The sequence below is a fragment of the uncultured Endozoicomonas sp. genome (assembly GCF_947495845.1).
Classification (GTDB): domain Bacteria; phylum Pseudomonadota; class Gammaproteobacteria; order Pseudomonadales; family Endozoicomonadaceae; genus Endozoicomonas.
In genome coordinates this window covers 1-24,757 of the sequence record NZ_CANMAO010000045.1, presented here as the reverse complement: position 1 = coordinate 24,757, position 24,757 = coordinate 1, and the positions used below count along the sequence as shown (strand labels likewise).

Genomic DNA, 24,757 nt, shown 5'->3' with positions numbered 1-24,757 from the left:
GCAAAAAAAAGCCGCTATGAGCACTCGATATCTGTCTGAGGTGCTTGCAGGGTGCGGGGTTTCATGATTTTTCCGTGTTTCACCTCCCCATCCTTTATAAACACCTTCTGTCCGGCAGAAATTGATTCGTTTTTGACGGTAATTACTGCTCCATCCCTAAGAGTAACCTGGCTGGTGCCGTTGCCATTATTGGCGGTCACCATGGCCACAATCCTTACCCCTTCTGGTATAAGAGCCTTGAACTGCTGCCAGATATTGCTGGTCGCCATGATAACAATCCCTTTGCTATATTTTGGTTGTGGCTGTTTTCATATTCGGCAGAAACAAAAGTCCCGGAGCCCTACTCCCTCCGGGCAACTATTCTAATAGTGGCGTTCAAGCTCGATAGATTGGACAACCCTGCCAACACCACTTGCACTGATACTGGTCGCTAAGCAAAGCCCTCGCCAGTCTCCGGTGACATCCAAAATCTCCACCAGCATTCCTGGTTCGATTAAACCTGGCACTGTGTCGGTTAAGAGTAGCTCGATAGAGGTTATACTCTGATTCCCTCCCTTCGATAGCTCATTTCTCCCACGCTCAGTATTTACCTGCGTTTCGGTTAACCAATCTTCCAGAATATCCGGAGCCGGGTTGTCGCCGTTGGTGCCCTGACGTTTCACATTCACTGCGACGCCTGCATTGGTACCGGAGACATAAACGGCATTGTATGCCTGCTCTGGTCGCCAGCTGGCACTCAGGCTGATCACCATACTGGCAGGTACGATTTTATCTATCGTTGCTGTGTTCCATACCCAGGGGCTGGCAGGGTATCTTGGTTGAATGTTGAGACGGTCTTCATCACGACTTGGAATAATCACTGATCCGGCAGTGCCTGCAACCTTAGCAACCACCTGTATAGCCGTTTGGTTTTGATAACTGAATGACCCACCAGGCATGATCCAGTCCGGTGTACTGTAGTCGTTTAGGTCAGGGTAACTTGCGGTAAAGCCGGTATTGGCCAACTCTTCGCTAATCGCCTGCTTTGCATTGAGATCGCTGCTGTTGCTCTTGCTTCTCATGGGCGCATATGGTGCCGCTAACAGCTGTGTTCGGCTGCTACCATAAATGGTGTATCGCTCGTTGCCAAAACGTCTATCAGTGCTGTAGCGTTCGATGATGAAGATCCATTTCCAACCATTGATGTCCACTTCTATTTGCTTTGGTCCATTTTCATCAGGCTCGACCATAGCAATGTTGGTAGCGCCGATCAGTTGCCCGGTAAAACTCCATGAGAAACTATCAATATCGAGGCTGATTTCCAGGCTTGGGAGTTCCAGTGGTATCCGATCCGGTAAGACGACAGTGGTGATGGTATTCATGAGCAGATAGCTCTCCCTGATATCTGGCTGTTCTGGCTCAGGCTTTTCAACAACGTTCGGGGCAATCTCACCACCATAACTGCCAGTGACTTCTTCATCCTTGGCCTTTTGCCCGAAGCCCCAAGGGATAACCACAGTGTTATCGTTGGTGCGGTTGCTGCTAAAGCTGAACAGTCTTTTAGTGTCTGTCGGTATCGCCGGGAGCGCTGGTTGAATCTCACCTATCTGGAAAAATACCGAGCCATTCTCTGCGGGTGTGTAGAGTGCATCATCAAAGACAAAGTTGATCGGTTGAACCGGATGGACATAGCCTGAATATTTTTTTGAGGCCGCACCATACAAGTCAACTGACTGCATGCCTTCTGCCACTGCGCTATCTTGAGGCCGACCATCTCCCCAAGGTACATCGAGGGACTCCTGCTTTTCCCGAATGCTCTTGTCCCATTTCAGCGTTTGACCGCTGTCTTTTGTCGCAATCTCTCCCCACGCATCATTGGCGCTTGCTTCCTTCTTTATAGCGATGCCGTGTTGGAAGTGAACCGCAGCCTGCTTCTCGTCCACCTTTCCCCATAAAACGCTATTGCCCGAACTGACAATCATTTCAGCCTGATAGCTGCGCTGCTTTTTCGTCAGGTTTTTTTCTGCGGCATCATTGGAGGCAGCACGAATATCGCTCTCTAATTTTTCAGAAGGAGAAGACCACTGACTAACAAGAACCCGTAGCAAGCCCGGAGGTTTGGAATAATGGAAAAACGGAAGGCCATCAAACGTAAAATCAGCAATGGCAGCAGAGGTGACCGTATACGGGCGATCAAATCTGAAATCCACATCGGCTAATGGAATTTGGTAACTCACTCAATCAGGCTCGCCTTGATGTAACCGTGTACCAGAGGTCGATAGAAGGGGAGCGCTCGGAGCGTAACATCGCCTGCTGCTTGGATGCCTGACGATCCCGCTTCCCACCATTGCGGCTCCATCTCAGGTAGAGTACCGCCGACTTCTACGCTGTAAACATGACCGTTAGGCACAGTTGGGTGTATTACGTCACCAATGGCGACTGAAGCGGTTGGCGTAAACACCTGTCCATAGTCGTCCAATGCCATAACAAACGTATCGCCGCCATCCGTCAGCACATTGAGCGTATAACTGCCGTTTTCCGTATCGCTGACAGTATTACCAGTAACAGCCCATGTGCCATCGGGTTTGTTTTCGATAGCTACCAGCTGTCTTGCAGCAGGGAGAGCCTGATTATCCAGAACCCGTTCTACTTTGCCGGTAATGGTGGCTGGGTCACCTGTTGGCGCTCCGCCGCCACCGCCAGTGGTGCTAATGACGAGATCATAAATAACGGCATTATTCACCTCTACTTTCTGGCTAAACAGTTGATTATCTACTGAGATGGCAACCACCAGAGGCATATTCTGCCATTTCGGAGGAACGCCAATAAATGAAAATTGCCCATTAGAAATTGACCCGGAGCGGATATACCCAAGGGGTGGGCTGAGTAATATCACTACGCCATTAAATGGCAATCCATCGACTTTTAAAGTGCCTTTTGCTTTATGTTCGTAATTAAGACTCGGGGTGTTAATTTTTAGCGGTTGAACATAGGTCACCATTACCACTCTCCCGATGTTTGAAAAAACATCCCGTTCCAATTATGAGAATGGCAGTAGTCAATCCCGTCAATGGTGAATGGCACAAAGCCTCTGGTCTGCCCATTCGCTTTATCAAAATAAAAAAGCTCAGGTGTGAATGAGATACAGCCTCGCAAACGGAACACATATTTACTTTCAAGATAAATATACCAGTCCGATTGATAACTTACGTTTGTCAGAAACTCATCAAGGTCTTCGATGCCGCTTACTTTTGAAGGCCAATAATCGGTTATGTACCTAGACATATTAAGAGCCATGCACTGAAAGCTCATGTTATTTTCTGACCAATCCTCTCCCGGAAGGGCAGTAAATGGCCTTGTTAAAGCTACCTGCGTGGTACCAATACTATTGAATATTCCATAACCAATATTGGGGTTTGTTATTGTATTCATACTGCCATTATAAGAATGTGATCCAAGCAGACACCAAGCATTCGGCATTTCAAAACCGTCAGTATCTACGTCACCGACATAAATGATGTTGGGTGCATAAACATAGAAGTGAGATGTCTTCATTGAATTCGGCATCAGTGCAAAAATAAACGTCCTTTCATCGCCAATAATGATCCAGCGATTGACACCGTAAGTCGTACCACAAGAGATACATGAGCTATATCCATAAAACTCCTCTGGCGTAACGACGCTTTCTGCAATCTGGAACATTGCGCCGTTACTATTTGACGGATGACTTTGAACTAACAGGTTCATCTTATTGGCATGAGCCGACTGGTTAGAATAAACCGTTCGGTCGTTAATGGTGCTGGCCATTTCTTTCGTCCAGCCAAGCCCCGGTTTGCTGCCATAGCCCGTTAAGAGAACGGCATCCAGTATTTCGATAATATTATTTTTGCCAACGGATACGCTGGTATTCCATTGCGGAGCGCCAGCATCTTCTGATGAATAAAAATTAACGGCCATTAGTCAGCATCTCCCCTTATCTGCAAAGTGAAATCGTCGCTGGTTTCCGTACCCTGACCCGACAATACCGTCCGACACACCCACACCGAAGCAAGGCATCCATCGGTATTGAATCTCACCGCATTTCCTGTCGCCCAGCCTGATCCCCATCCATCAGCTTTGATCGTAAAGTAAGGAACGCCTGCCAATGGATTGACTGGTATCGTATCGGTGGCTGTGCTGCCCGTCCCTATAATGCCGAGCTTTTCTTCCACTACCTGAAAGGCAGTACTGCTGGTAAATATGATCGCCCATTTACCGTAGATCGCTCCCTTGTTGGTGGTCTCAACCGGATAGTTAATGGTGTTGTATTGGGCAGTGGTCTGGTCGCCAATGCTATAATCCGTCCAGTTCGGATCGCCGCTAGTCCACACCTTTTGGCTGAAGAAGTTTTTCACTCTCGCCTGCATGTCGCCATATACGACAGCGCTGCTGACCGTAGTTTCTGCCGCTGGTAAATTCCAAGGCACAGGAGCGATGATAGAGAGGTCGCCATTGATCTGCACATCGCTTAATACGCTCATGTGCTCGACCCGATCCTTAATAGCAAAGGGTGCGGAGAGCGCAGCGCCTTCTGAATCCACCAGTGATAAAGGCGATGCAAAGTCGAGGGTGCCTGCCTCACGGTCAACCGTATATTGATCCGCTGCGAGTAATACGCCGCTGCTGTCTTCTACAGTAATCTCCGCTTGGTGGTCTCGGCTTAATATGATCTGCTGGCCTGCCGTTGGAGTACCTGCATCGGTGCTGGCGGTATGGGAAATCACCACAATGTCACCCGCCCGGAAGATCGGCACCCGACCATCGGCAGGCAAGCGAACCGGATCAAGGCCGATTAATTCAGCATCCAGAGGCAGGCTGGTTTCGACGATGCAGTTATAGCGGATGCTTTGCGGGATTACATAGATAGGATCAGTCCCGTCTGTAAAAGAAAGCTCACACCAGCCCGTAGTCACATCAATCTTGCCCTGAACTTCTGCAGTATCAATCACGCCATTGAAGTCAGCCGTTGCAGTAATGATATCTGCGTTATCCACCCGAACCGCTGTTAGCTGTAAGCTGCCCTGACGAAGAGGCGACCCCGGAGTTCTGAACGAAATATTATCGATCTGAAAACCTGAACCGATGGTTGCACCAGCGTGTAAGGTGGCTGTGTTGACTGTGCCTGATGGATAAACAGCCAGTGTCGCATTGCCGCCGCTGTAGTCGATCTGGCCGACTTGAATGCCTGCATTGGTTTCGGTGCTGATGTCCCGATATAAAACGCCGTCCCGGTCAAAGTACATTTCATTATTCCATTCAAACACTACGCTGCCGGGGAGCAACACGGCATTCTCCATCAATGGAAGCAGGTCGATGGTTAACTCTGGCGACGATATACTTTCGGTGTGAGGCGCATGAGCAAGGTTACTGGCCTGAGCGATGGCAGTTATGCTGCCGCCATTAAATACTTGGGTCAGCGTCTTGTTGGTTGCCCTGATTTTATAAACACGAGTAGGAGATGCCCATTCATAGGTGTATTCGGGATAGTTGTAATCATTCACGGCCAGAACCGTAAAGGCACCTGTCTGGTAATCGATCACGCCTGTCACACCACGCCAGCCACCAGCCGTATCATCGCTGATCGTCTTGGCGACATTTTTAGTGGAGGAATAGGTCGTCCAGTTTTTTAGCTTATCCGAATGGCTCGGCACATTGGTTTTCTGAGTGACTAAAAACTGAAGCTGAATTGAACCGGGCAATAGGGGAGCGTCGGGAATGGTGCCACTCATTACGCCCTGACCATCGACGGATACTATGACCTCGCCACCTGCGGAGGTGCCTTCTTCATACGTCAGCTGTATTTCAGTATCGCTATCAGGCAGAAAATCCAGAGTGAAAGAAAGCTCGCCCGGTGCGTAATGAATAACACCATTGCCATCGCCGGTTAACAGGCCATTGCTCTGGTCGGTCAGAATTTTTGTATCGCCTGATGATACATACGTCACTGTCAGGCTTCCGGGCTTGATGCCGGGTTTTTCCACGGTATGCCTGAAGACCATATTATCAACCGGCACATTGCCAGTCCGAATAGTGACCTCATCATCATTCTGTGCGATGTAACTGAAAACCAGAGCGCTATCCGGATCAGGCAGCGCATCCAAGGTGATCGCTGCCGACCCTGTGGAAAAGATAATGGTGCCAGTTCCCGAACCCGTCATCTGGCCGTTGCCGGTATCCCGGATATCCTGCCATTTACCGAGAGCGATATAGCTGACCACCAGCGTCCCCGGTCTTGGCTTGGCCTCTGCCATGTTGAGTGTGTAGTTAAAGCCCCGGTTCTGATTAGTGACTTCTATTGCGCCCGATACCGCAGCGCCTTTGATGCCCACCGCTGGCTGATAGATTGCTGTGCCATTTCCCACTGTAAAATTGCTGGTACGCCATACATTGACCTCACCCAATTCATAATCCACGGTCATGCGAGAGTAATTGTTGGAGCCGCTGGCAGGGATAAGATTACCAGCGCCATCATCCTGAAAAGTGCCGCCATCAAAAGACAGTGTAAGTGTTCCCGGCAGTACGCCACGCTGAAGATAGGTTCTGCTCTGGTTGCCTGAGATATGAACAAAGCGACAACTGACGGATCGATTAGATTCCGCTGTGGCCACCATCGTCTTTCCGGTATAGCCGCCGTATTGATCGAGCAGAGGCGTTTCCACCTTGGCGCTCGGCACCAAAGGCGCATAAACGCTTTCAGCTTTTATATTAAGGTCGCCTGCGTTCACATCGGCGCTAAGGGATTGGATGCCGTAATAGCGGGAGGTGTCGGCTATCTGCGTCCCCTGAATCAGACTGGTCGCTTCCTCTGGTGCGCCCGGAACTGGCTGCGATCCGATAAAGGTAGCGATCAATGGAGCGCTAATTTCCAGTTCAATCTTGCGGCGCTCAAAATCAATAAATGACGATCCTGTGTTGTAGCTGAATGTCACCAGCTCATGGGAGACAGAAGTAATACGGATAAACTGACTGGCTTGCCCAAAACTATCAGGATTCGTAAGGCGATAAACTTCACCAATTTCAGGGATAGGTGAACTCTCACGCTGATAGCCGACCACTGACCTCTGGCCTTCCAGTTGGTTGCCGATCAAATGCCAATCTGCCTGAATCCCCGGCACAACATAGCTTTCAATTCTGTCTCTGGCATTGCCTCGCTCATCGGTTTGGCTATCGGTATCAAACAACAAGACAGAGACATTTTTATCCTTGGGAGGCTCGGTCAGGATAAGATGGCTACCAAGATACGGATCGTTATTGTCGGTGCTGATGCCAACAAACGCTTTACGCAAAGCCACGTCACCAATGGTACGGTCTATCCGGGAAATATCCCGGAACAGGTTATTTACATTACCATCAATAACCTCGTTGCCCGTCACCCGACCACCACCGTCTTCCTCGTCCGTGAGGCGCTGGCTCTCGAAGAGTTTTACATCGTTACTATTTATAGCCATGGAAAATCCTTAGTATTTAAATTGTTTCCTCATCACCTTGACCTGTCTACAGCTTTATAGTTTAAGCTCCTACATCATGAATTCCTGACCGATGGTGTTTTGGTTGTACCGTATTTCTGAACTTGCAAACCTGGTAGGACTTTCCCGGACAGCCCTTCTTTACTATGAAAAGCAGGGCCTCATTACCGGACAAAGACTGGACAACGGCTATCGTGTTTACAGTGATAAACACGTTCAGCGTCTACGGTTAATTCAAAACCTTCTGGCAGGGGGTATGACTTTAAAAGAGTGCAAAGCCTGTCTTGATACCAGAGTTGACCGTGAACTGTTGTTGAATCGATTGCACCTGCTTGATGAAGACATTGCCAGAAAGCAGAAATCCCGACGATTACTGGCCGCCCTCTTAGGCGAAGGCAAGCTATCAGACTGGCATGAATCAATGGATAAAATGGCTCCGGACGCACATCGGGAATGGTTAATTAATCAGGGCTTTACTGAAAAAGAAGCCCTATATTTAAAGTGGTTATCAAAAGACATGAACGAACACGAACAATACATGGCAGACTTTATGCGCGTTTTTGCCACACTCGATCGCTGGGGACCTGGATCGGAGCAAGATAGCTTGAAGGCTCTAGCCCTAGTTCCCTATCAGCCCCGGAAAATTCTTGAAATTGGCTGTGGAAAAGGCATAGCAACAACGTTGCTCGCTCAACATACTCAAGCCCATATAACAGCTGTAGACAACGAAGAGTCTGCCCTCGAACGACTCGCTGAACGCGCAAAAGAAGCAGGCCTCACAAATCGTATAGAAACAGTTTCTGCCAGCATGACTGATCTGCCATTTGAACCGGAAAGGTTTGATTTGATCTGGTGTGAGGGCAGCGCCTATATCATGGGTTTTGAAAATGCCATTCGACAATGGAAATCTTTATTAACTGACGAAAGCGTTCTTGTCGTAAGCGATCTGGTTTGGCTCAAAGACAAACCGAATCCAGAGGCAAAAGCCTTCTGGGATAATGATTATCCGGATATGACCAATGTTGATGACCGTATTAACCAAGTCAGGACGGCAGGTTATGAATTGATTAGCACCTTCCCTTTAAGTAAGGAAGCCTGGGATTTCTATATCGCTCCATTACGAGACCGAGTAAAAGATTTGCAGAGTGAAATGCATAATTCCCAGGCTTTAAAAAGTATTGTCAGGGAGTTGGGTGTATATAAAAACTATCTGGGTGAATTCGGGTACCAAATGTTTGTCCTGAAAAAATAGAAAGTCCTGCTTCCAAATAGTGAATGAATATCTTTTACAACGCTAATAGTCTGAGAGTCAGAAGGTATTCTTCACTATCCTTCGGATAGGCAAAGGGTAAAACTTGCTGTGCCTGCACGGCAGCTCCGTTTGACCGATCAAAAATAACTGAGACCTGACTGTTATCTGCGAAGGTCAACGTCATTGTTTTATTCGCTGCTTTAGAGAGAGCAAACAAATTCTTGACCGTTATACGGGATACCCAACCGGCCTCACCGTTGCCAGAAAGCACTATTGAACGACCATGACTCAGCATGCCTTCCTGAACCAGCAAGGCACCAGTCAAAGTCCGCTCTAGATTTTGCTCCACAGGGTTCCAGTCGAACTCATTAACCCAGAGCAGATCATCCGGCAGGACAATGTCATCTAGCTGCATCAGACTGTCCTCATGCCTGCGTTTTTCAATGCTTCCAGTAGTTTGGTTTCATCGGTAGGCGCAATACCCACATTCACACCACCATTTGGGTATTCAAGCCGGATGACTTTCTGTGGTGGCTGTCGTTCAATTCTGGTCGGCATTGCTGTTTGGGTAACCTGATCTTGTTGACGAGTACTCCTTTTTTCCTGCTGCGTCTGCCTGCGTCGCTCGCTGTATATCTGTTCACTGACTTGTAGGGCTTTGTTCAGGTTCTTGATGGCTTGCTGGTCGCCACTGGCAACGGCTTCTTCTTTTTGGCCTTTGAGGTCATTTTGCCGGTTTTCATAACGGCGTTTCTCAATATCATCCTGCTTGCCCTGAAGTTGATCTAACTCATCTTGCAGGCTATCGAGGGTATTACGTGAACTGTCGCCAAGCTGCGACATAGTTTGTTCTGCTGAGCGAATGGCGTTATTGAGGCGGCCCAGATCCTGATTATTGAGCAGATTAAGAGTCTCAGCAGTACGCTCTCCCTGTTGTACAAAACGTCGAGCGCTGACTTCACCCTGTTCATAACTTTCCAACAAATCTTCCAGGGCAATTTTTTGCTGTAAAAATTCCTTCTTAACAAACGCTGCGTTTCTCGCGGTTTCCGTCATCCAGGAGGATATGCCAACAAAGTCGCCAACGGGGTCGTATTTCAGCCTATCCAACTGATCGTTAGTTTCCTGAAGTTGATTTTTGAGTTCCGATATTCCATCGATGGCAGTATTAGCCTGGACACTTCCAATATTGCCCATATTCACGAAGGCATCGTGGGCGGCTGCACTCATACCCATCAGTTCAGAGGTGAGATGGTTGTAATGCGCGGCCATGGCTCCGGCCATACTTTGAACGGAGGTTTCCTGCTGCTTCGCGGATGACTCTGCTGCATCACCGGTGTCTTTTAATGCTTCTTTGGTTTTTTCTGATTCAGCCGTTAACTCGGCCAGTTTTTGCCGACTCGCTTCCGTGGCTTTGGTGTACTCCTCAAGGGAAAGTGTACCCTCTGTAAACGCCTCCGCAATAGCTACGCCAAGGCTGGCTAACTCTGTTCGGGTTTCTGCGCCGTTGATCTGATTGATGGCATCTGCTGCATCCGCAAATGCTGTTTTGGTGGTTTCTGCAGTCTGCTTTGCTGTGCTGCCGGTTTGTTCCAGTTCCTTCTGGTATTGTTTTTGTTCTTCACGAGCGGCTTCTACCGTGACTTTATTTTCACGACGAATGTCTTGCTGAGTGCTTTGATGCTTTTGGGATAACGCATCATAAATGCCGACCAACGAGTTCCTGGCATCATTGGCATCTTCTGCGGTTTGCTTTGCGAACTCCTGACCGAGAGAGCGGAGGTAATTGGTGGTTCCCTGCAGGCTTTTGGCAATACTGTCTGCACCAAGCACCTCGGCAATTTTTCCCCAGCCGTAAATGATCTCACCAACGGTATAGAGAAACGTTGCTGCAAAGCCTTTTACTGCCAGTGAGAAGCTGTTGAAGAAAAAAGAGACTGTATTACTGGTGACTGTAAAGGTCGTCTTCAGCCTGCCCATCACTTCAGTGATGGCCGCAAATCCGGTTTGAATCCTGGCAACTACACCCTCAAAGGTTAAACCCGATAAGGTATGCCGTACTGCATCGCCCATGGCCACAAAAGCATCGCTGATCTTTTGAGCCAATGCCTGTAAGCGACCATCTTGATTCATTGCCTCTATTTTATTGGCAATATCACCTAGTAGGTTCTTGGTGTATTCCAGTGCACCACTGTCGGCTATTTCACCGAGGAAGTTCTGCCAGCTGTCTTTCAGGTTACTGACATAACCCGACAGTAGACTCATGTTCTTGGCAGCAGCACCTTCTGAGCTTTTGCCGATTTCAGCGATCAACAAGGCAATGGTATCTCGCCCCAGCTTTCCGGCTGTGGAAAGCTTTTGCAACTCCTGAACATTTTTGCCCGTGGCTCGCTCCAGCATTTCCCAGACGGGAACGCCACGCTCCACCAGTTGTAGGATCTCCTCACCCTGAAGCTTCTGTTTTGCCCAAGCCTGACCAACTGCAAGCGTGATACCATTCAGCCGCTCCATTCCTCCACCAAGCTTGGATGCCTGATCCACAATGGCCTGCATGGTGCCATCCATGGGATCGAGGCCAAACGCTTTCAGTCGTACAAAGGCTTCAGAGACTTCTTCTAGTTGGAATGGCGTATTGCGGGTAAAGTCTTTGATCCAGGCCAGCGCCTGTTCACCTTCTGCCATAGAACCCATGATGGCTTCCAACTGAACATTTAAGCGCTCAAACTTATCACCCGTGGTGAGAATGGATTCAATACCACGCTTGATGGTGTACAACCCGGCACCCGCTGCAATCAACGCAGTGAAACGTCGGGTTAAACGACCAATGCCCGATGATGCCTGTTCTGCATCTCTGGCTACTGTCTTTAACGTGTTTTTCTTAAGGGTTCGATCTGCCGCTTTCGCCTTTTTATTGGCCTTCTCAAAAGCATAGCCAGTCTCGTCGATTTCATCGCTCAGCTTTTGTTGTTGCTGTGCCAGTTTGCTGCTGGACAATCCTGCTTTCGTCAGTTGTCCTCTGAGCTTGGCCAGGGTTTCACGTTGTCGCCCATAAGCGGTGTTGGATTTTTTGACCTCCTGCCTGGCTCGGTTAAGAGCCGATTGCATGGCCTTGATTGGCTTTTCTGCCTGATCCAGTTCTCTGGCAAGGCGCTCTACTTTTGCCTGAGTTGCACGAAACGCTTTACCGGCTTCGTGAGTTGCCCGGGTTTGCTGTTCAAAAGACGACAGCAATGCCTTTTGATCTTTCAGCTTCCCTAATTGTTCTTTCAGCTCGGCCGCTTCGCCTTTCAGATAGTCGAGAGATTGTGCTGACTGCCTGACTTTACCGGACAGCGCATCCTTCGCTTTTAGAACCAGCTGAATCGCGGACTGTTTGATTGAGGCCATGGAGAATTCTTGGGCAAGTCGCCCCGCACTTATCAATAAGCAGGGGCTGTTTTAGGAAAATTACTGCGCCAGATCGATCTGCATAAAAGTACTCAGACCGGAGCCTGTGACAGTGGTATCCGCCAGTACATCCAGCTCCAACGGAATGCTGGCAAAATCATCCGAGATAAAATCGAGATTCTGAACCGGTGAGAACTTCACCCGATGCACCCGGATATTAAATGCTTTGCCATCCTGAGCATCGTTTAGACCTTCCATAAACAAGGCAAACTCTTTTCCGGATTCGATCAGCGCCTGCACCATATCCGACGGTAGCGGTGTATAACTGACCGATACACCCAGATTATCAATGCCGCCACCATCGACCACTTTGATACCCGCCTTGGTCAGCATGTAATCGTCACCTTCGGTCAACGCGGTTTCCAGACTGTCTTTCACCGTGATGGCTTTGGTCAGATCGGGGATTTTATCAAAAGGAATCAGCTCATCAGCCACACCAAAACTGGTATGAGGCTCATCGGTGATTGCTGTGGTTGAAGCGCTTGTCGCTGAACCTCTCAGCGCCATGGCCAAATTATCCGCAGTGAAATCATGAGCTGTGACACTGGCCGAGATAGACGAGATTCGACTGATGGTATTGCGATTACCGCCACCGCCGAGATAGTTCTTCAGCTCTTTTTTATCTTCTTCAAAACTGAATTTGAACTCGCTCACGTTACCAACAGGCAACAGTGGTGCAGAATCATCCGCGGGTTTCAGGTAGATGCTTCCGGCACCAATAAAACTACGATCCATCGTAGACATGGGTTATCTCCTTATCAGGAAGGTGAGGTTAAAGGATGACGTCGATCTGTAATTGCAGGTCTGCAAACGACAGGTGGGCATTGCTGGGGGCAATATCGAATTGGGTTTCACTGAAGCTGATATTTCGGGCTTCCGGCGTGAAGCGTGTTTCCTGTGTGAACAGCCCTCGAATTGAGCGGGTCAATTCCAGCAACGTAAATGTGGTGTCTTTGTTGGTTTTCGCCACGGCACTGATATTGAATGCCATACGATACTTGGCTTTGGCACCCTGCCTCTGTTCTTCGTTGATGGATTCCAGTTGCACCAAGATGGCAGGCAGGTCTAAATCCGTTTCCTGACCGGTGGCTGAGTAACCCAGCAGCGTATTTTCTGAAACCTGCTTTAATCGTGTGATCAGGTTATCAATAATCTGTCGTTCAGGATTCGATGTTGAAGGCATAGTTGAGTTCCTGATGCAGCAGATCGGTAAACCGGTTCACCAGCTGCGGGCTGATTTTCTTCAGAGAGGTTTCCGTTTCAACATCAATACGCACCGTCTTCTTCTCCAATGGCAAACCCATCCACATCCAGCGGCCTGAGCGTTTGGATTGCTGATAGCGATGCTGCCAGTTATCTTTGCGCTCGAAGATGAGTGCTTTGGAAGCATTCGCCGGTTGCATCAAAAAGCTGCCTTCCCACAGGTGGTGACTGCCCACTTTGACACCACTGCGGGTTTGCCTTGAGTTTCCAAACCGGTGAGCACCCACTTCATTCACACCAATCCAGATCGTTAAATAGCACTTACTTCCGCCATACCCTTTGTTTAACCGAACCTTGATGCGGTTCATTTCTCTCAGCAGCTTTTGAGAAACCTTCATTCTTCGAGACAAATCACGCAACACCTGACGCTCAGCCCAACGGCTTAATTTGGATAGCGCTCGGTGAATCGCTCGATCGGCTTTCTTTGGAGCGTCTTTGAACAAGGCCATCAGTTCTTCAAGGTCACCACTGATGTCCTGTTCAATGAGCATAGATATTCCACTTGGCTAAATAGCCATCGTCTTTTAATTTGCAATCCACTTCGTAGGTCTGACCATTGGCCAAAACGGTATCGCCACGCTTCAAACGAACAGCGCTATCAACCGACAAAACCGTTACTTCGCCCTGAATCGCTTCGTATTGCCCAAGAGGTACCAGCTCCTTAGCGATAATCCCACGAGTTTCCAACGATGACTGATCAGAAAGCGTCAATAGCACCGACTGCCCAAAGGTTGAAAGAACGGTGTGATCCATCGTTTTAAAAGCTTCATCCATTTAAGCAGTCTCCTTATGCTTAACTCATGGTGAGTTTAATCACCGCCCGTGGTCGTAAGTTAATAGGCAGCGGGTTTGACTGGGTATGAATAATCACGCCCTTCTCAAAGTCCATCACCTTCTGTTTGGCATAGCGTGGTAGGCCGATGGTGTTCACCGTTTCCACAAAATCCGCCGGCGCAAACCAGGTTCTGAAAATATCCGCATCCACCGGGTAGAGATACGCTTCATTGTCGGCGACAAAGTCATTGCCGCCGACGGAACCGCGATACTCTTCCCAATCAATATCCGCAAACCGGAACTTGCCTTTGGGATCGGTGCGAAGTGCTTCACCATCCTGCCAACGCTGGTAGGCTTCTTTGACTGACTTGTGTCCGACCATGCCATCAAAGAAATCTGATCCGCAGAATGCGTGAAGGCCACTGTAAGGTAGCGCACCCAGCGCATCATCCACCAAGCGACGAGCCTTGACGCCTTGAGCACGAATATCCGTGGTCGTGCTGCTGAATTTGAAGTCATGACTCTGCTGAGTAACACCGAACTCATCAAACAAGTTGTAGAGAATGGTGCTGCCGTCGCCATCCAGAATCTCGCCTTTAAGTGCGCCCATGCGCAGAAACTCAAGAGTGACTTCATGGTTGGCATTCATCTTCTGCAGCCGTTGATTGATAACGGTCTGAACGCCTTGCATGGCATCTTCACTGCCAAACTGCCGCACATTTTGTACTTCGGCCGCCAGTACTGTGCTGTCATGTGGAATATGGGGCACCACAAAACTGCGCAGCTGACGTTTATCGCCAATGGCCTGAGTGGCTGGTGCTCCACGTTCGCTGGAAGGCAGTAAACGGAGTTCACCATTGATGCTTTCCACGACAACGGTGGTGGTATTGATGCCACTCTCCTGAAAGAGCCCTAATTGCCCAAGGCGACCGGGTTTGTAATCCATCTCGTTGATGGTGGCGGTCAGACTGGTAAGACTGAACGCATCGTCGTTAAAAATATCCAGCATGTTATCGCTCCTTGATAACGGAAGATTGTGAAGAAAGGGTTACAGCAAAAAATAGAGAGGGTTATTCAGTGCGCAGGATAATATCCAGTGCAGCCAGTTGATCTACAGCTGTCGCTTTTTGCTCATCGGTGATGCCTTCAGGCCAGATCAGCAGACTGTCCACCACTTCTGCCAACCGACTGATGATCACACCATCGCCACCGTTGGCATCTGTAGTCTTACCTGCATACAGCACACCCAAGGCATTTTGGGAACCATCATCTGCGGTGGGATCAAGTGGTTGAAATAATCCGGTATCTGTAGCCATCGCCACAATGGTGCCCGGTAGCATGGTTAGATTGGCAGCAAACACCACCTGCTCACGGCTGATAGTGTTGTTTCCTTCAGACACCAGAAATTCGCCGGTATAAACCGATTCCGTTTTTACAGTCATGGGTAAAGTCCTTTTGGGTTGGGAGAGGGTAAGAGTTAAGAGTTAAGCCAGGTTGCGCCGTTTGTAGATCGCCTGAGTATCGATGGCGGTTGCTGTTTGTTTTAAGCCCTGCTGTTTGGGTGTCAGGGCGTTATTAATAGGTTCATCGTCTGAAGCCAGCAATTCGAGCAGTTGGTTTTGAACATCGGATACTGTGCAATCGTCTTTTATGAAAGCCGCTGCTTTATCCGGGAATTGAGCTGTCTGGCAGAGGTTTTTAATCTGATCATAGTTGGCCAGCCGCACCTTGACCTCATCTTCCTGAAATGACGCTTTAAGAAACGCAGCGGTTTTTTCCGGATAACCAGCCTGACTGCAAAGATCAGCAATAGCCACAGCAGCAATGTCAGGTTGCGGCTCCACCGTCTGAGCAGGTGTTTCAGGTTCTTCGCTTTGGTTTTTTGTGGGTTCGATATGTCCATAGCCTTCCGGTGCATTGGTGAACATGGAGAGATCGAAACGGGCAGCGGCTTTGACGGGTTCATCGATTTGATCCACCAATCCCATGTCCAGCGCTTCCTTTGCCGTGAACCAGGATTCGGATTCCATCAGCGCCTTCATATCTTCCAGACTCTTTCCAGTTCGGGCGGTGTACGACACGGCAATACTGTCCGCGATCTTATCCATAATGTCAGCGGTTTTGCGCATGGATTCCGCATCACCCTGAGCCCAACCATACGGATTATGGATCATCATCATGGCGTTCTCTGCAATGGTGACCGTATCACCAGCCATGGCGATCACGCTGGCAATACTCGCAGCCAAGCCTTCGATAGTGACGTGGATATTGGCTTTATGCAGACGTAGAGCGTTGTAGATGGCAATGCCTTCAAACACCATACCGCCCCGGCTGTTCAGGCGAACATTGATGTCTGCGGCATCGAGATTTCGGATTTGATCAACCACGCTCTGTGCCGAAACGCCGTACCAGTCATCAATATCATCAAAGATATACAGCTCCGGGGTTTGGTTCGCTTCGTTTTTAAAGGTGTACCACTGTCGGTTATGACTCATCCTTGTCATCCTTTTCTGGTTGATTAGAGGCTTTGCTGTTTTCCGGATCACGACAATCGCTGTCGTATTTCAAAGAGTGGGTGTCCGCCCGGCGATTGTCTGCTGCGATCTCACCATCCATCTGCTCACTGTCGTAACCCAGTTCGCTGACCACTTCTGATCGAGATTTGAAGCCGGAACGCACTGCCATCTTCTGCGCCTGCATATCCTGAACGGGGTGCATATAAGGCCAGCCGTGAGCAATCCATTTCACTCGGCGATAGGCTCTTGGTTTGTTGGCATAGTCAGGAATGGAAACCGAACCATTGAGTACCGCCATATCCAGCCAGCGATTCCATACCGGGCGACAGAGCTGAAAAATAATCTGGTTGTGCTGAATCTGTTGAATGCGTCGGCGGAACTCGTTAATGATCAGTCGCAATGCCCGGTCACTGACACCGGCCATATCACCGGACAGCATTTCATAAGGCAGACCAATACCCGCAGCAATGGCCATCAGCTGCTGCTTCATAAAGTTCGGGTAATCGGCGGCAGTTCCCGGTGGATTGTTGAACTCCACTTCTTCTCCTGGTGCCAGCTCCTGCATGGTGCCGGGCTCCATGGCCACCATGGGAAGACCATTGTCGCCGAATACAAGCGGTTTGCCGGTTAGTGGATCAATGGGCTCCTGTTCCGGGGATGGTCTTTTGATAAAGCCGGTGAACAGGTTGGCAATTTCCTGTCGTAACAGCGTGGCATCATCGAATTTATCCAAGTGATAGAGTCGGACTAATACCTGAGTCAGTAAAGGTTGGCCTCGCAGCTGACCGGGACGCAGGGCTTCAAAAATGTGCAGAACATTTTCTGCTTTAACCCGAACCAGTTGAGTACTGTCGAAAGCAAATTCTGCTGGGTGTTCCCGGTGAACGTAATAGGCAACCCGTTTACCCAGCTTATTGAACTCAATCCCCGCTTTGATCACATGACCATTGTCTAACGCTTCGTTATAGCTGATGGGTACGAATTCCGATTCCAACACCTGAAGCTGTAGCGGAACTGTCAAACCATCTTCTGGCCTGCGAGGACGAAGCCGGACAAAACACTCACCACCTTCAAACATGGAGCGGGTAATCAACGATTGCTGGCCGGTGAAACTTAGCAGACCGTCCGCATCAGACTCATCCGACCATTGCAGAAACAGGTTTTGCAGTTGCTCTCGTAAAGCATCGTCATCCACTAACGACTTGGGTGTGATACCACGACCAATAACATTACTGACCAGCTTTTCCATGCCACTGCTTGCCCAGGGATCATTACGGATCGCTGCCCGGGAACGGTTGATCAGTTTGGAAAGATCGGCGGTCAGTGCCGTACTGGGTGATAGCCCTGGTGCATACCAGCTTTTGGTGCGGCGCCCCATACCTGCGGCGGTATAAGCCGAGTTTTTAAATCGACGGACAAGATTGGTGAGCAATCCCACGCTCAAACTCCCTTTGATGAATAGATGCCATACTGCCGTGGACGCTTTTGCTGCTTCATCAGTTCACGCTCAATGGCCTGCAGTCGTCTTTCCATTTCCCCAAAGCTGCTGTATTCCACTTTGCGCCCTTCAAATTCCACAGTGCGCGTCTCACGCAGTAACACTGCCCGTTTCAGAGCCTGATATTCTGCTTCGGTGATCATGATGGTTATCTCTGAAGGTAAGAACTGCGGGAAGATCGACGAATTGCTTTGGGTTTGCTGCTAGTGTCTTCTGATTCTGGATCAGGAATCGCTTCTGGTGCTGGACGACCTTTTGCCAGTAAGTCCAGATTAATGCCACGATGTTGTTGCAGAATGCGAATAGCCGTCAGTGAATAAACCCGGCAATCCAACGCTTCGTTTCTGCGGTTCTTGGCATCCCACGTGAAATACGGCACACCGAGCCGGTACTTTTTCAACTTTTCTTCGGCGGTTGCCTGTCTGAAATAGTCTTCATCAAAACAGTCTTTGATTGGCCAGTGACAATAGCCCTGGCCGGGTTCCAGGATTCGATAGCGCTGATAGATCAGTTCTTTCGCGGTATCAGTGCCAACCAACGTCAGATAAACACCTTTCTTGTTTTTGGTTTTGGGGAAAGTGGCGATTGGCTTACCAGCCTGAGATGAGCCTTTAACCGGGATTGCCCAATCAGCGCCTTGCTTACGACAGAATGCATACACTTCATCGGTGTAGTGGCCACCAGAGTCAATACAGACCTGCGCCACATTCATCTTGGTGCCATCTTGCCGGGTATAGGTTTTGTGAAGCATATCCGCCAACGCATCCCAGATACCTTGGCGAGAAAGATCGCCATAGAGCCGGATGTAATCGATAGACCAACTTTCTTCACCAGCTCCCCAGCCGGTGACTTCAAATTCAAAGCGATCATCCTGCACATCGCAGCCAACAGTCAGAATCTCTACCCACCATGGTACTTCTGCCGGGTAATGCTCCCTTCGCTGATAAAGTAAGGTGTAAGCAAAGCTAAGAATCAGTTCCAGGAAGGAGCATTGGCTACGAAAAGGCCAGAGTCAGACAATAAAAATAACAAACTGACATTACTGAAATTATAGCCCCGTTGATCGGAGCTTTATTTTGTCTGTTGTTTGACCAACCCATTGAGTATTGCCGCCAACTCTCCCTGAAGGTGTTCTGCGACTTTTTTAGGATCATCCTCAGCTGCCAGAACATCTGCCATTCGATCGGATATGGCCAGTAGCTCATCACGAACAATCCTTCCAGCCTTAAATGCATCCTGCTTTACCTTGGCGGCATCCGTAAGTGTTCCGCTTTTCTCCTCGTACTCCAGCTTGGCCATCTTTGCTTTGAAGGCTTCCCGCATGGTACGGGCAGTCACAAAATCCACAGCACCCTGCTGACCGGGCAGTGTTTCTGTCGTTTGATCCGAACGAATTAACGTCACCGGATCGGCATTCGCTTTCAGTGCTTGTTCAGCCTGTACCGAATCCACTTTGCCATGCTGGAGTTTCACAATGCCCTTTTTGATCAGCTTGGTGACATAGCCTCTGGTAAAGCCCTGCTGTCTGGCAAATTCGGCTTGAGAAATCAGCGCCATTGGAAGTCATACCTAGAGCCATCTCGTTCAATATGGACATTCGTCTTAATTTCTCTCGACTTATCGTGGCCATCCCCTATAGAGCTACTGCGACAACAAAAAATGAATCAATAAAGGATGTACTAATGAATGAAATCGCCACGTTAAATGATGCTGTCCGACAATCACTGGTGAATCTGGAGGTGAAGAACAGTCTTGCCCTGATCCATTGTCGGTTTGAAATCATGATGACTGCCAACTTGCAGAACACCATTGAGAACAAAGTCGGTTTGCTGAAAGCCATTGCCGAATTTGACCACTTCAATGAGCACAATGATCCCTATGAGGAACACGACTGTTTTCGTATTCAATTCGAAGATGAGTGGGTCATTGCCAAGTTTGATTATTACGCCCCGGATATGGAACACGGCTCGGAAGATGTTTCAGATTTAAACAAAACCATCCGGGTACTGACTATTATGCTGGCCATTGATTACTGACAACGCAGACAAATCACAATGAATAACGAAGCCCAATTGATCACCCATTATTATTTCTGTGCTGGAGTTCTGGATCAATTAAGCAACCAGACCCGAACACCGGCTGAACTATTTGGCGACGGTGAACTGGAATTCATCCAGAACCTCTGCCGCTACAGCCAGATTATCAGTGAGATCGAACACGCCAAGAATGAAGTGGAAGGTTTTCCCGGCGTTTTTGATTATGAGGTTTCTGAAATGCTGGCCGCTCAGCTCTGGATCGAATTGTGCGAACAGCACCCGGAATTTGAGCCTTGGGATTTTCCGGATGACAACCAGTTTCGCAAGCTGGTTGAGCGACTGATTGATGACTGGCTGCATCAGAGACTGCCAAGAGAACTGACGATTCAGCAATGGTTGAAAAAGCAGCAATAATTCACTCGCTAGGGAGGGCAAGAATGTATACCTGCCCAGTCAATTTATGAATCAGAATTTTCTCTATTTTATCAGCTACTTAATGCTGATTTGTATACCTGTGCATACCTCGTTTTCAGACCTGTCACTAACGCAAATCCGCGCCCGTTCGTACCCGCAAGAAGTTAAACATTGCAGGGACCCACGATCTTTTGAAGTTGACAGGATAAAGCCCATTACCTACTGCATAAATCATCGTGAAATCACCCTTATAGAGGATGGATAACTCAGAATAAAGATTGAGATATACGGCAGTTCACCCATAGTTAAAGTGTACGTTTAATAAACAAAACGAAAGGAGAAACATCATGACAACAAATAAATCTACTGCGAAAACGACTGCTAAAAACAACGCAAAAGGAGATAAAACCATGGCGACTAAAAAAACGGAAAAGAAAGTTGAAAAGTCCAATTCTGAAAAGTTTTCTGAACTGGCTAACATTCGTGTACCCAAAGCCCTTCGGGTATTGAAATCCATTTCATCGTTGGCGAATGATGATCGTTATGACTACACCGATGAACAATCCGACGCCATTCTCAATGCTTTGAAATCTGCGGTTGATGAAGTCACCCAATGCTTTGAAAACGGTGGTAAAAAGGATGAGGAGGTATTCCGCATTTAATCAACCATTCGGTCCTTCACGAAGCAGGCGACGATGCCTGCTTTTTTTGAGTTTGATGATTATTCATGCACTAACGGATCAACACCAGACACCGGTAAATCGTCACCACACGTTGTTTTCAATGTTGATCATGTTACCTATTGCAATCATTCAATGACCCGCCAAATCGACGTAGAACCGACCATATACGATGCCTCAATCATTGCCCACGTATTGAAACGAACAGGTCAACCGGTCGAACGAATGCTTACTCAATATGGACTGAGCAGGCATGCCGACCCGCCCGGGTTTACGAGTCATGATCCATCGGTCGGACTTATTCATGGCATGAATCAACGCAGGCGACGTGGTCACGGTATTCACTTTATAGCCTTGCTGCCTATATATTTCACAGATATAGCAGCGTAACTGAAACCCAATTCCCAAGCCCTGATAATCAGGCAATACCACAGTCCGATGAAGTCGCTTCAGCTTCTTATTGCTCGGATGAGGGAAGTGCAAAACGCTGCACCAACCCACGGGTTCACCGTCGATCTCGGCAATGTATTTATGGGCTGAACGATTATGGTCACTGCTCAGATAGTGAAACTGCCTAAATAATGCCCATTCGTATTGCTCGGCTTTTCTGACGTTGATTTCGATGTCTGGTCGCCGAAGACGCCTCCGTTTGAAGGTGTGTTTGTTGCAGTCATAGACCCAATCCGGCTGTAACCAGTCCACAATGTCGTAATGACAGCTGACGGCAATGAATTGCTTATCTTCCTTGCGGATATATTTCTGAATAGCGGCACTGCCAATCTTTGCTACTTTACGATCCACCACTGAAGTGAACTCGTCGTAGATCACTGGTTTGTCGGATTCAAGGATTAGCCTGGCTAACTCCGCCCGCATCTTTTGGCCATTGGAGAGTACTGAAAAAGGTTTTAACCAGTCCGGTGGTGAGGAAAATCCGACCTTGCTCAAGGATTCGGTAATCTGCTTTGCACTCAGGTCTTCACTGAAATCATCCACCACGGAATTATCGGACCATTGATAACCTGAGAACAGTTCAAAGTCTTTGAAAACTTCTCGGGCAATGGTCGTCTTTCCGGAACCACTGGCGCCAACAATTAGGCCGATGTTCCAGGGTTTGTCCTCAATGGGAATATCAACGTCAAATGACTTCTTCACCGACTGCATATCAATATCAAACATACCTTTGACTTTTTCAGTGCGGAAGGAAGGTTTGATGGCAGATTCCACTACAAGCTTTGAACTCGGCATTTCAGTCCCTTCTGTGTCAGTTCGTCGTAGATTTTCTGCTGATGGGCTTCGTTGTCACACTCCACCAGGATATTAAAGATTTCGGTGTATTCCTCACCATTGGGCTTCTGTTCTGGTTCAGGGGCGGGATCATCAAACAGGGTAACCATGAAATCATCCTTGAAACCGAGCAGGTTCAAATCAAAGTCTGCCGCTTGCAGAGCATCCACTTCCAGAGCCAGCTTTTCCATATCCCAAGAGGCATTCAGAGGAATGGCATTATCCGCAATGATGTAGGCTTTCTTTTGTGCATCCGATAAACCGGCCAGCACAATGCAGGGAACGGTTTTCAGATTCAGTTTCTTCGCTGCCATTAAACGACCATGACCAGCAATAATCCCATTATCCTCATCAATCAGAACCGGATTGGTAAAGCCAAACTCTTTGATAGACGAACAAATCTGAATAATCTGTTCTTCATCGTGAACCCGTGAGTTGTTTAAGTAAGGGATCAGGTCATTCACCTTGCGATCCATCATCTTGTATTTTTTAGCTGCCATTCCTTAGCGCCTTATCTTGTCTGCCACTTTCTCAATGCCCCGACTGGCAATGTAGCCACCGATGCCAATCTGAACGATAGAGAACAGTTTCAGTTCAACCGCTTCTGATAAATCCGGAGCCGACCAGCCTAACCACCTAGCAACGATTAACCCGGTAAAGACCAGCATCACAATAGGGCGCCAGTTACGCTGTAACCAACTTTCGCCTGTGGCTTCGGTATTGATTACTACGGCACGTTGAGCCAATTCATCCAGCTCGCCATTGACTGCCAGTTCAACCAGCTGATTCTTGGCTTCTGCTGCTTTACCCGGATCGGGAATCACTCGCTCGATGATCTTGCCAACAATAAGGATAGCTGCAGCAAAACTCATTGGATCGACTCCAACCAGTCCTCAACGATGAAGTTCGGACAAGTCTTGTAAGGGGTAAAGAAGTAGTGGCCAACTACTTGGGCTTCTGGATAACGAAGTTCCAGAGATTCAATCAGCATTTCCAGAGCCAACCACTGTTCAGAAGTGAAGTTGTCTTCAGGCTCGCCATTCTCAGCCATACCTCCAACCATGCAAATACCAACAGATTCATGGTTATGACCCCGAACATGAGCGCCTTGTACGTCAACATCACGGCCTTGCTGAACAGAACCATCTCGCTCGACCACCCAGTGATAGCCGATATCCGACCATCCGTTGTCGTTCATATGCCAGCGACGGATATCGTCTGTATTGATATGCTGGTCAGCACGAGTCGCTGAGCAGTGAATCACGATGTAATTGGTTTTCGTCCTTGGAATCATGTATTCACTTCCTAAAGAAGTAAGCTGCCAAACCAATGAGCGCAGAGATAGCAATCCAGCCAAACCGTTCGATGCCAGCCAGCAGAACACCACGGGAACTTCCCTGAAGCTCCAATGTTCTGATCCGGGCTTCCATATCGTTCAGCCGGGAATCAATCTGGCCCATATTTTCAGTCTGATGGGAAATACGTTCTTCAATTCTGGCGAGTTGGGATACTGCCTCGCTCAGCTTGTCCAGCTTCACATCAATGCGATCCAGACGGTCGGAGAGGTCAGTCATGAAGCATCCTGCACAAGGAGAAATTTTGGGCAATAAAAAACCCCACGCCGCTTTTCTTCAAAAGAGAGGTGAGGTTTTATATCTTGAAAAGATATGCCTTATTCCGTAATCATTAGCAACTCGTTGGTTTTTCCCAATCTATGAGCACTAATCTTGAGCCATACAGCGGCTAAAATAATCTGGGTGCGATTGTTGAATAGTCCCAATTATCTTTAGAAAAACCTGTTTTAAGGTTTGTTGCTCTCGGGATTTTATATCTGGACTGACCAAACGCATATATTCTAAGACTGCTTGCCTAATTTCTATTTTCCGCCCATGCCACATAATGACAGGCACTCTTATTTCAAGAGTTTCTGGTTTCTCAAGATCAGGTACTACCTGATTCATTTCTACATAACTTAGCTTAGGAAAATCCATCATGGAACTGCTCTCCATTTATTTCATTTTTATATATCTGAGCTATGTACGGGACAAAAACACCGCAAGCCAGATATAGCAATGCATAATAAGGTATGAGCTGGCTTCCATACTGGGT

General features: G+C 48.3%; 28 protein-coding genes. 4 read left to right on the top strand and 24 right to left on the bottom strand.

Annotated features, from left to right (window positions below; translation table 11 throughout):
- Positions 1–14: 14 nt before the first annotated feature.
- The 5 genes from Q1B11_RS19115 to Q1B11_RS19095 all read right to left on the bottom strand — a co-directional run bounded on the left by Q1B11_RS19115 (position 15) and on the right by Q1B11_RS19095 (position 7,466).
- Positions 15–269, bottom strand: a complete 255-nt coding sequence (locus tag Q1B11_RS19115; RefSeq protein ID WP_299735398.1) for a hypothetical protein — start codon at positions 267–269, stop codon at positions 15–17.
- Positions 270–362: 93 nt separating this feature from the next.
- The gene (locus Q1B11_RS19110) at positions 363–2,216 is read right to left on the bottom strand and encodes a hypothetical protein (RefSeq protein WP_299735396.1); all 1,854 of its coding nucleotides are present in this window, start codon (positions 2,214–2,216) and stop codon (positions 363–365) included.
- Entirely contained in the window at positions 2,213–2,980 is a 768-nt protein-coding gene (locus tag Q1B11_RS19105; protein WP_299735394.1) for a hypothetical protein, read from the bottom strand. The genes Q1B11_RS19110 and Q1B11_RS19105 overlap by 4 nt, the downstream gene beginning before the upstream one ends.
- Complete coding sequence (locus Q1B11_RS19100; RefSeq protein ID WP_299735392.1) at positions 2,980–3,936, bottom strand: hypothetical protein; 957 nt, start codon at positions 3,934–3,936, stop codon at positions 2,980–2,982. Before Q1B11_RS19100 ends, Q1B11_RS19105 begins: the two co-directional genes overlap by 1 nt.
- Positions 3,936–7,466, bottom strand: coding sequence for a hypothetical protein (locus Q1B11_RS19095; protein WP_299735390.1), 3,531 nt, complete (start codon positions 7,464–7,466; stop codon positions 3,936–3,938). Before Q1B11_RS19095 ends, Q1B11_RS19100 begins: the two co-directional genes overlap by 1 nt.
- A gap of 91 nt (positions 7,467–7,557) precedes the next feature.
- On the opposite strand from Q1B11_RS19095, the gene Q1B11_RS19090 reads away from it, so the two are divergent.
- Positions 7,558–8,736 carry a MerR family transcriptional regulator gene (locus tag Q1B11_RS19090; protein ID WP_299735388.1) on the top strand — a complete coding sequence of 393 codons (1,179 nt, stop codon included), beginning with the start codon at positions 7,558–7,560 and terminating at the stop codon, positions 8,734–8,736.
- Between the two features lie 34 nt (positions 8,737–8,770).
- On the opposite strand, the gene Q1B11_RS19085 is transcribed toward Q1B11_RS19090, so the two are convergent.
- From Q1B11_RS19085 to Q1B11_RS19025, 13 genes are all read right to left on the bottom strand, one after another.
- On the bottom strand, positions 8,771–9,151 hold the full coding sequence (locus Q1B11_RS19085; protein ID WP_299735386.1) for a hypothetical protein: 381 nt from the start codon (positions 9,149–9,151) through the stop codon (positions 8,771–8,773).
- Entirely contained in the window at positions 9,151–12,123 is a 2,973-nt protein-coding gene (locus Q1B11_RS19080) for a tape measure protein (protein ID WP_299735385.1), read from the bottom strand. The genes Q1B11_RS19085 and Q1B11_RS19080 overlap by 1 nt, the downstream gene beginning before the upstream one ends.
- Before the next feature lie 60 nt (positions 12,124–12,183).
- Positions 12,184–12,927 (bottom strand): hypothetical protein, encoded by a 744-nt coding sequence (locus Q1B11_RS19075; RefSeq protein ID WP_299735383.1) that lies wholly within the window; start codon positions 12,925–12,927, stop codon positions 12,184–12,186.
- Between the two features lie 28 nt (positions 12,928–12,955).
- Positions 12,956–13,366: a hypothetical protein gene (locus tag Q1B11_RS19070; RefSeq protein WP_299735381.1), complete on the bottom strand. Its 411-nt coding sequence runs from the start codon at positions 13,364–13,366 to the stop codon at positions 12,956–12,958.
- On the bottom strand, positions 13,344–13,937 hold the full coding sequence (locus tag Q1B11_RS19065; RefSeq protein ID WP_299735379.1) for a hypothetical protein: 594 nt from the start codon (positions 13,935–13,937) through the stop codon (positions 13,344–13,346). The genes Q1B11_RS19070 and Q1B11_RS19065 overlap by 23 nt, the downstream gene beginning before the upstream one ends.
- Positions 13,927–14,220, bottom strand: a complete 294-nt coding sequence (locus tag Q1B11_RS19060) for a hypothetical protein (RefSeq protein WP_299735377.1) — start codon at positions 14,218–14,220, stop codon at positions 13,927–13,929. Before Q1B11_RS19060 ends, Q1B11_RS19065 begins: the two co-directional genes overlap by 11 nt.
- Before the next feature lie 19 nt (positions 14,221–14,239).
- Entirely contained in the window at positions 14,240–15,229 is a 990-nt protein-coding gene (locus Q1B11_RS19055) for a major capsid protein (protein WP_299735375.1), read from the bottom strand.
- A 61-nt stretch (positions 15,230–15,290) separates the two neighbouring features.
- Entirely contained in the window at positions 15,291–15,662 is a 372-nt protein-coding gene (locus Q1B11_RS19050; RefSeq protein WP_299735372.1) for a head decoration protein, read from the bottom strand.
- Positions 15,663–15,704: 42 nt separating this feature from the next.
- Positions 15,705–16,715, bottom strand: coding sequence for a head maturation protease, ClpP-related (locus tag Q1B11_RS19045; protein WP_299735370.1), 1,011 nt, complete (start codon positions 16,713–16,715; stop codon positions 15,705–15,707).
- Positions 16,705–18,174: a phage portal protein gene (locus tag Q1B11_RS19040; protein WP_299735369.1), complete on the bottom strand. Its 1,470-nt coding sequence runs from the start codon at positions 18,172–18,174 to the stop codon at positions 16,705–16,707. The genes Q1B11_RS19045 and Q1B11_RS19040 overlap by 11 nt, the downstream gene beginning before the upstream one ends.
- 2 nt (positions 18,175–18,176) lie before the next feature.
- Positions 18,177–18,377 (bottom strand): hypothetical protein, encoded by a 201-nt coding sequence (locus Q1B11_RS19035; RefSeq protein ID WP_067518561.1) that lies wholly within the window; start codon positions 18,375–18,377, stop codon positions 18,177–18,179.
- A 5-nt stretch (positions 18,378–18,382) separates the two neighbouring features.
- A complete protein-coding gene (locus Q1B11_RS19030; protein ID WP_299735400.1) occupies positions 18,383–19,207 on the bottom strand; it encodes a terminase gpA endonuclease subunit in 825 nt (274 codons plus the stop codon).
- 98 nt (positions 19,208–19,305) lie between these two features.
- Positions 19,306–19,791 (bottom strand): hypothetical protein, encoded by a 486-nt coding sequence (locus Q1B11_RS19025; protein WP_299735368.1) that lies wholly within the window; start codon positions 19,789–19,791, stop codon positions 19,306–19,308.
- Between the two features lie 125 nt (positions 19,792–19,916).
- Between Q1B11_RS19025 and Q1B11_RS19020 the strand changes: the two genes are divergently transcribed.
- The 3 genes from Q1B11_RS19020 (at position 19,917) to Q1B11_RS19010 (ending at position 21,346) form a co-directional block, all read left to right on the top strand.
- Positions 19,917–20,270 (top strand): DUF3768 domain-containing protein, encoded by a 354-nt coding sequence (locus Q1B11_RS19020; RefSeq protein WP_299735367.1) that lies wholly within the window; start codon positions 19,917–19,919, stop codon positions 20,268–20,270.
- Positions 20,271–20,288: 18 nt separating this feature from the next.
- Positions 20,289–20,684: a hypothetical protein gene (locus tag Q1B11_RS19015; RefSeq protein WP_299735366.1), complete on the top strand. Its 396-nt coding sequence runs from the start codon at positions 20,289–20,291 to the stop codon at positions 20,682–20,684.
- Positions 20,685–21,031: 347 nt separating this feature from the next.
- Positions 21,032–21,346 (top strand): hypothetical protein, encoded by a 315-nt coding sequence (locus Q1B11_RS19010; RefSeq protein WP_299735365.1) that lies wholly within the window; start codon positions 21,032–21,034, stop codon positions 21,344–21,346.
- A gap of 195 nt (positions 21,347–21,541) precedes the next feature.
- Here the strand turns inward: Q1B11_RS19010 and Q1B11_RS19005 are convergent, their stop codons facing one another.
- The 6 genes from Q1B11_RS19005 to Q1B11_RS18980 form a co-directional block, all read right to left on the bottom strand.
- Entirely contained in the window at positions 21,542–22,609 is a 1,068-nt protein-coding gene (locus tag Q1B11_RS19005; protein WP_299735364.1) for a GNAT family N-acetyltransferase, read from the bottom strand.
- On the bottom strand, positions 22,588–23,148 hold the full coding sequence (locus Q1B11_RS19000) for a ParB/Srx family N-terminal domain-containing protein (protein WP_299735362.1): 561 nt from the start codon (positions 23,146–23,148) through the stop codon (positions 22,588–22,590). Before Q1B11_RS19000 ends, Q1B11_RS19005 begins: the two co-directional genes overlap by 22 nt.
- 3 nt (positions 23,149–23,151) lie before the next feature.
- Complete coding sequence (locus tag Q1B11_RS18995; RefSeq protein ID WP_299735360.1) at positions 23,152–23,520, bottom strand: 3TM-type holin; 369 nt, start codon at positions 23,518–23,520, stop codon at positions 23,152–23,154.
- Positions 23,517–23,942 (bottom strand): N-acetylmuramoyl-L-alanine amidase, encoded by a 426-nt coding sequence (locus Q1B11_RS18990; RefSeq protein WP_299735358.1) that lies wholly within the window; start codon positions 23,940–23,942, stop codon positions 23,517–23,519. Before Q1B11_RS18990 ends, Q1B11_RS18995 begins: the two co-directional genes overlap by 4 nt.
- Before the next feature lie 4 nt (positions 23,943–23,946).
- On the bottom strand, positions 23,947–24,222 hold the full coding sequence (locus Q1B11_RS18985; RefSeq protein WP_299735356.1) for a hypothetical protein: 276 nt from the start codon (positions 24,220–24,222) through the stop codon (positions 23,947–23,949).
- 147 nt (positions 24,223–24,369) lie between these two features.
- Complete coding sequence (locus Q1B11_RS18980; RefSeq protein WP_299735355.1) at positions 24,370–24,642, bottom strand: hypothetical protein; 273 nt, start codon at positions 24,640–24,642, stop codon at positions 24,370–24,372.
- Positions 24,643–24,757 lie beyond the last annotated feature (115 nt).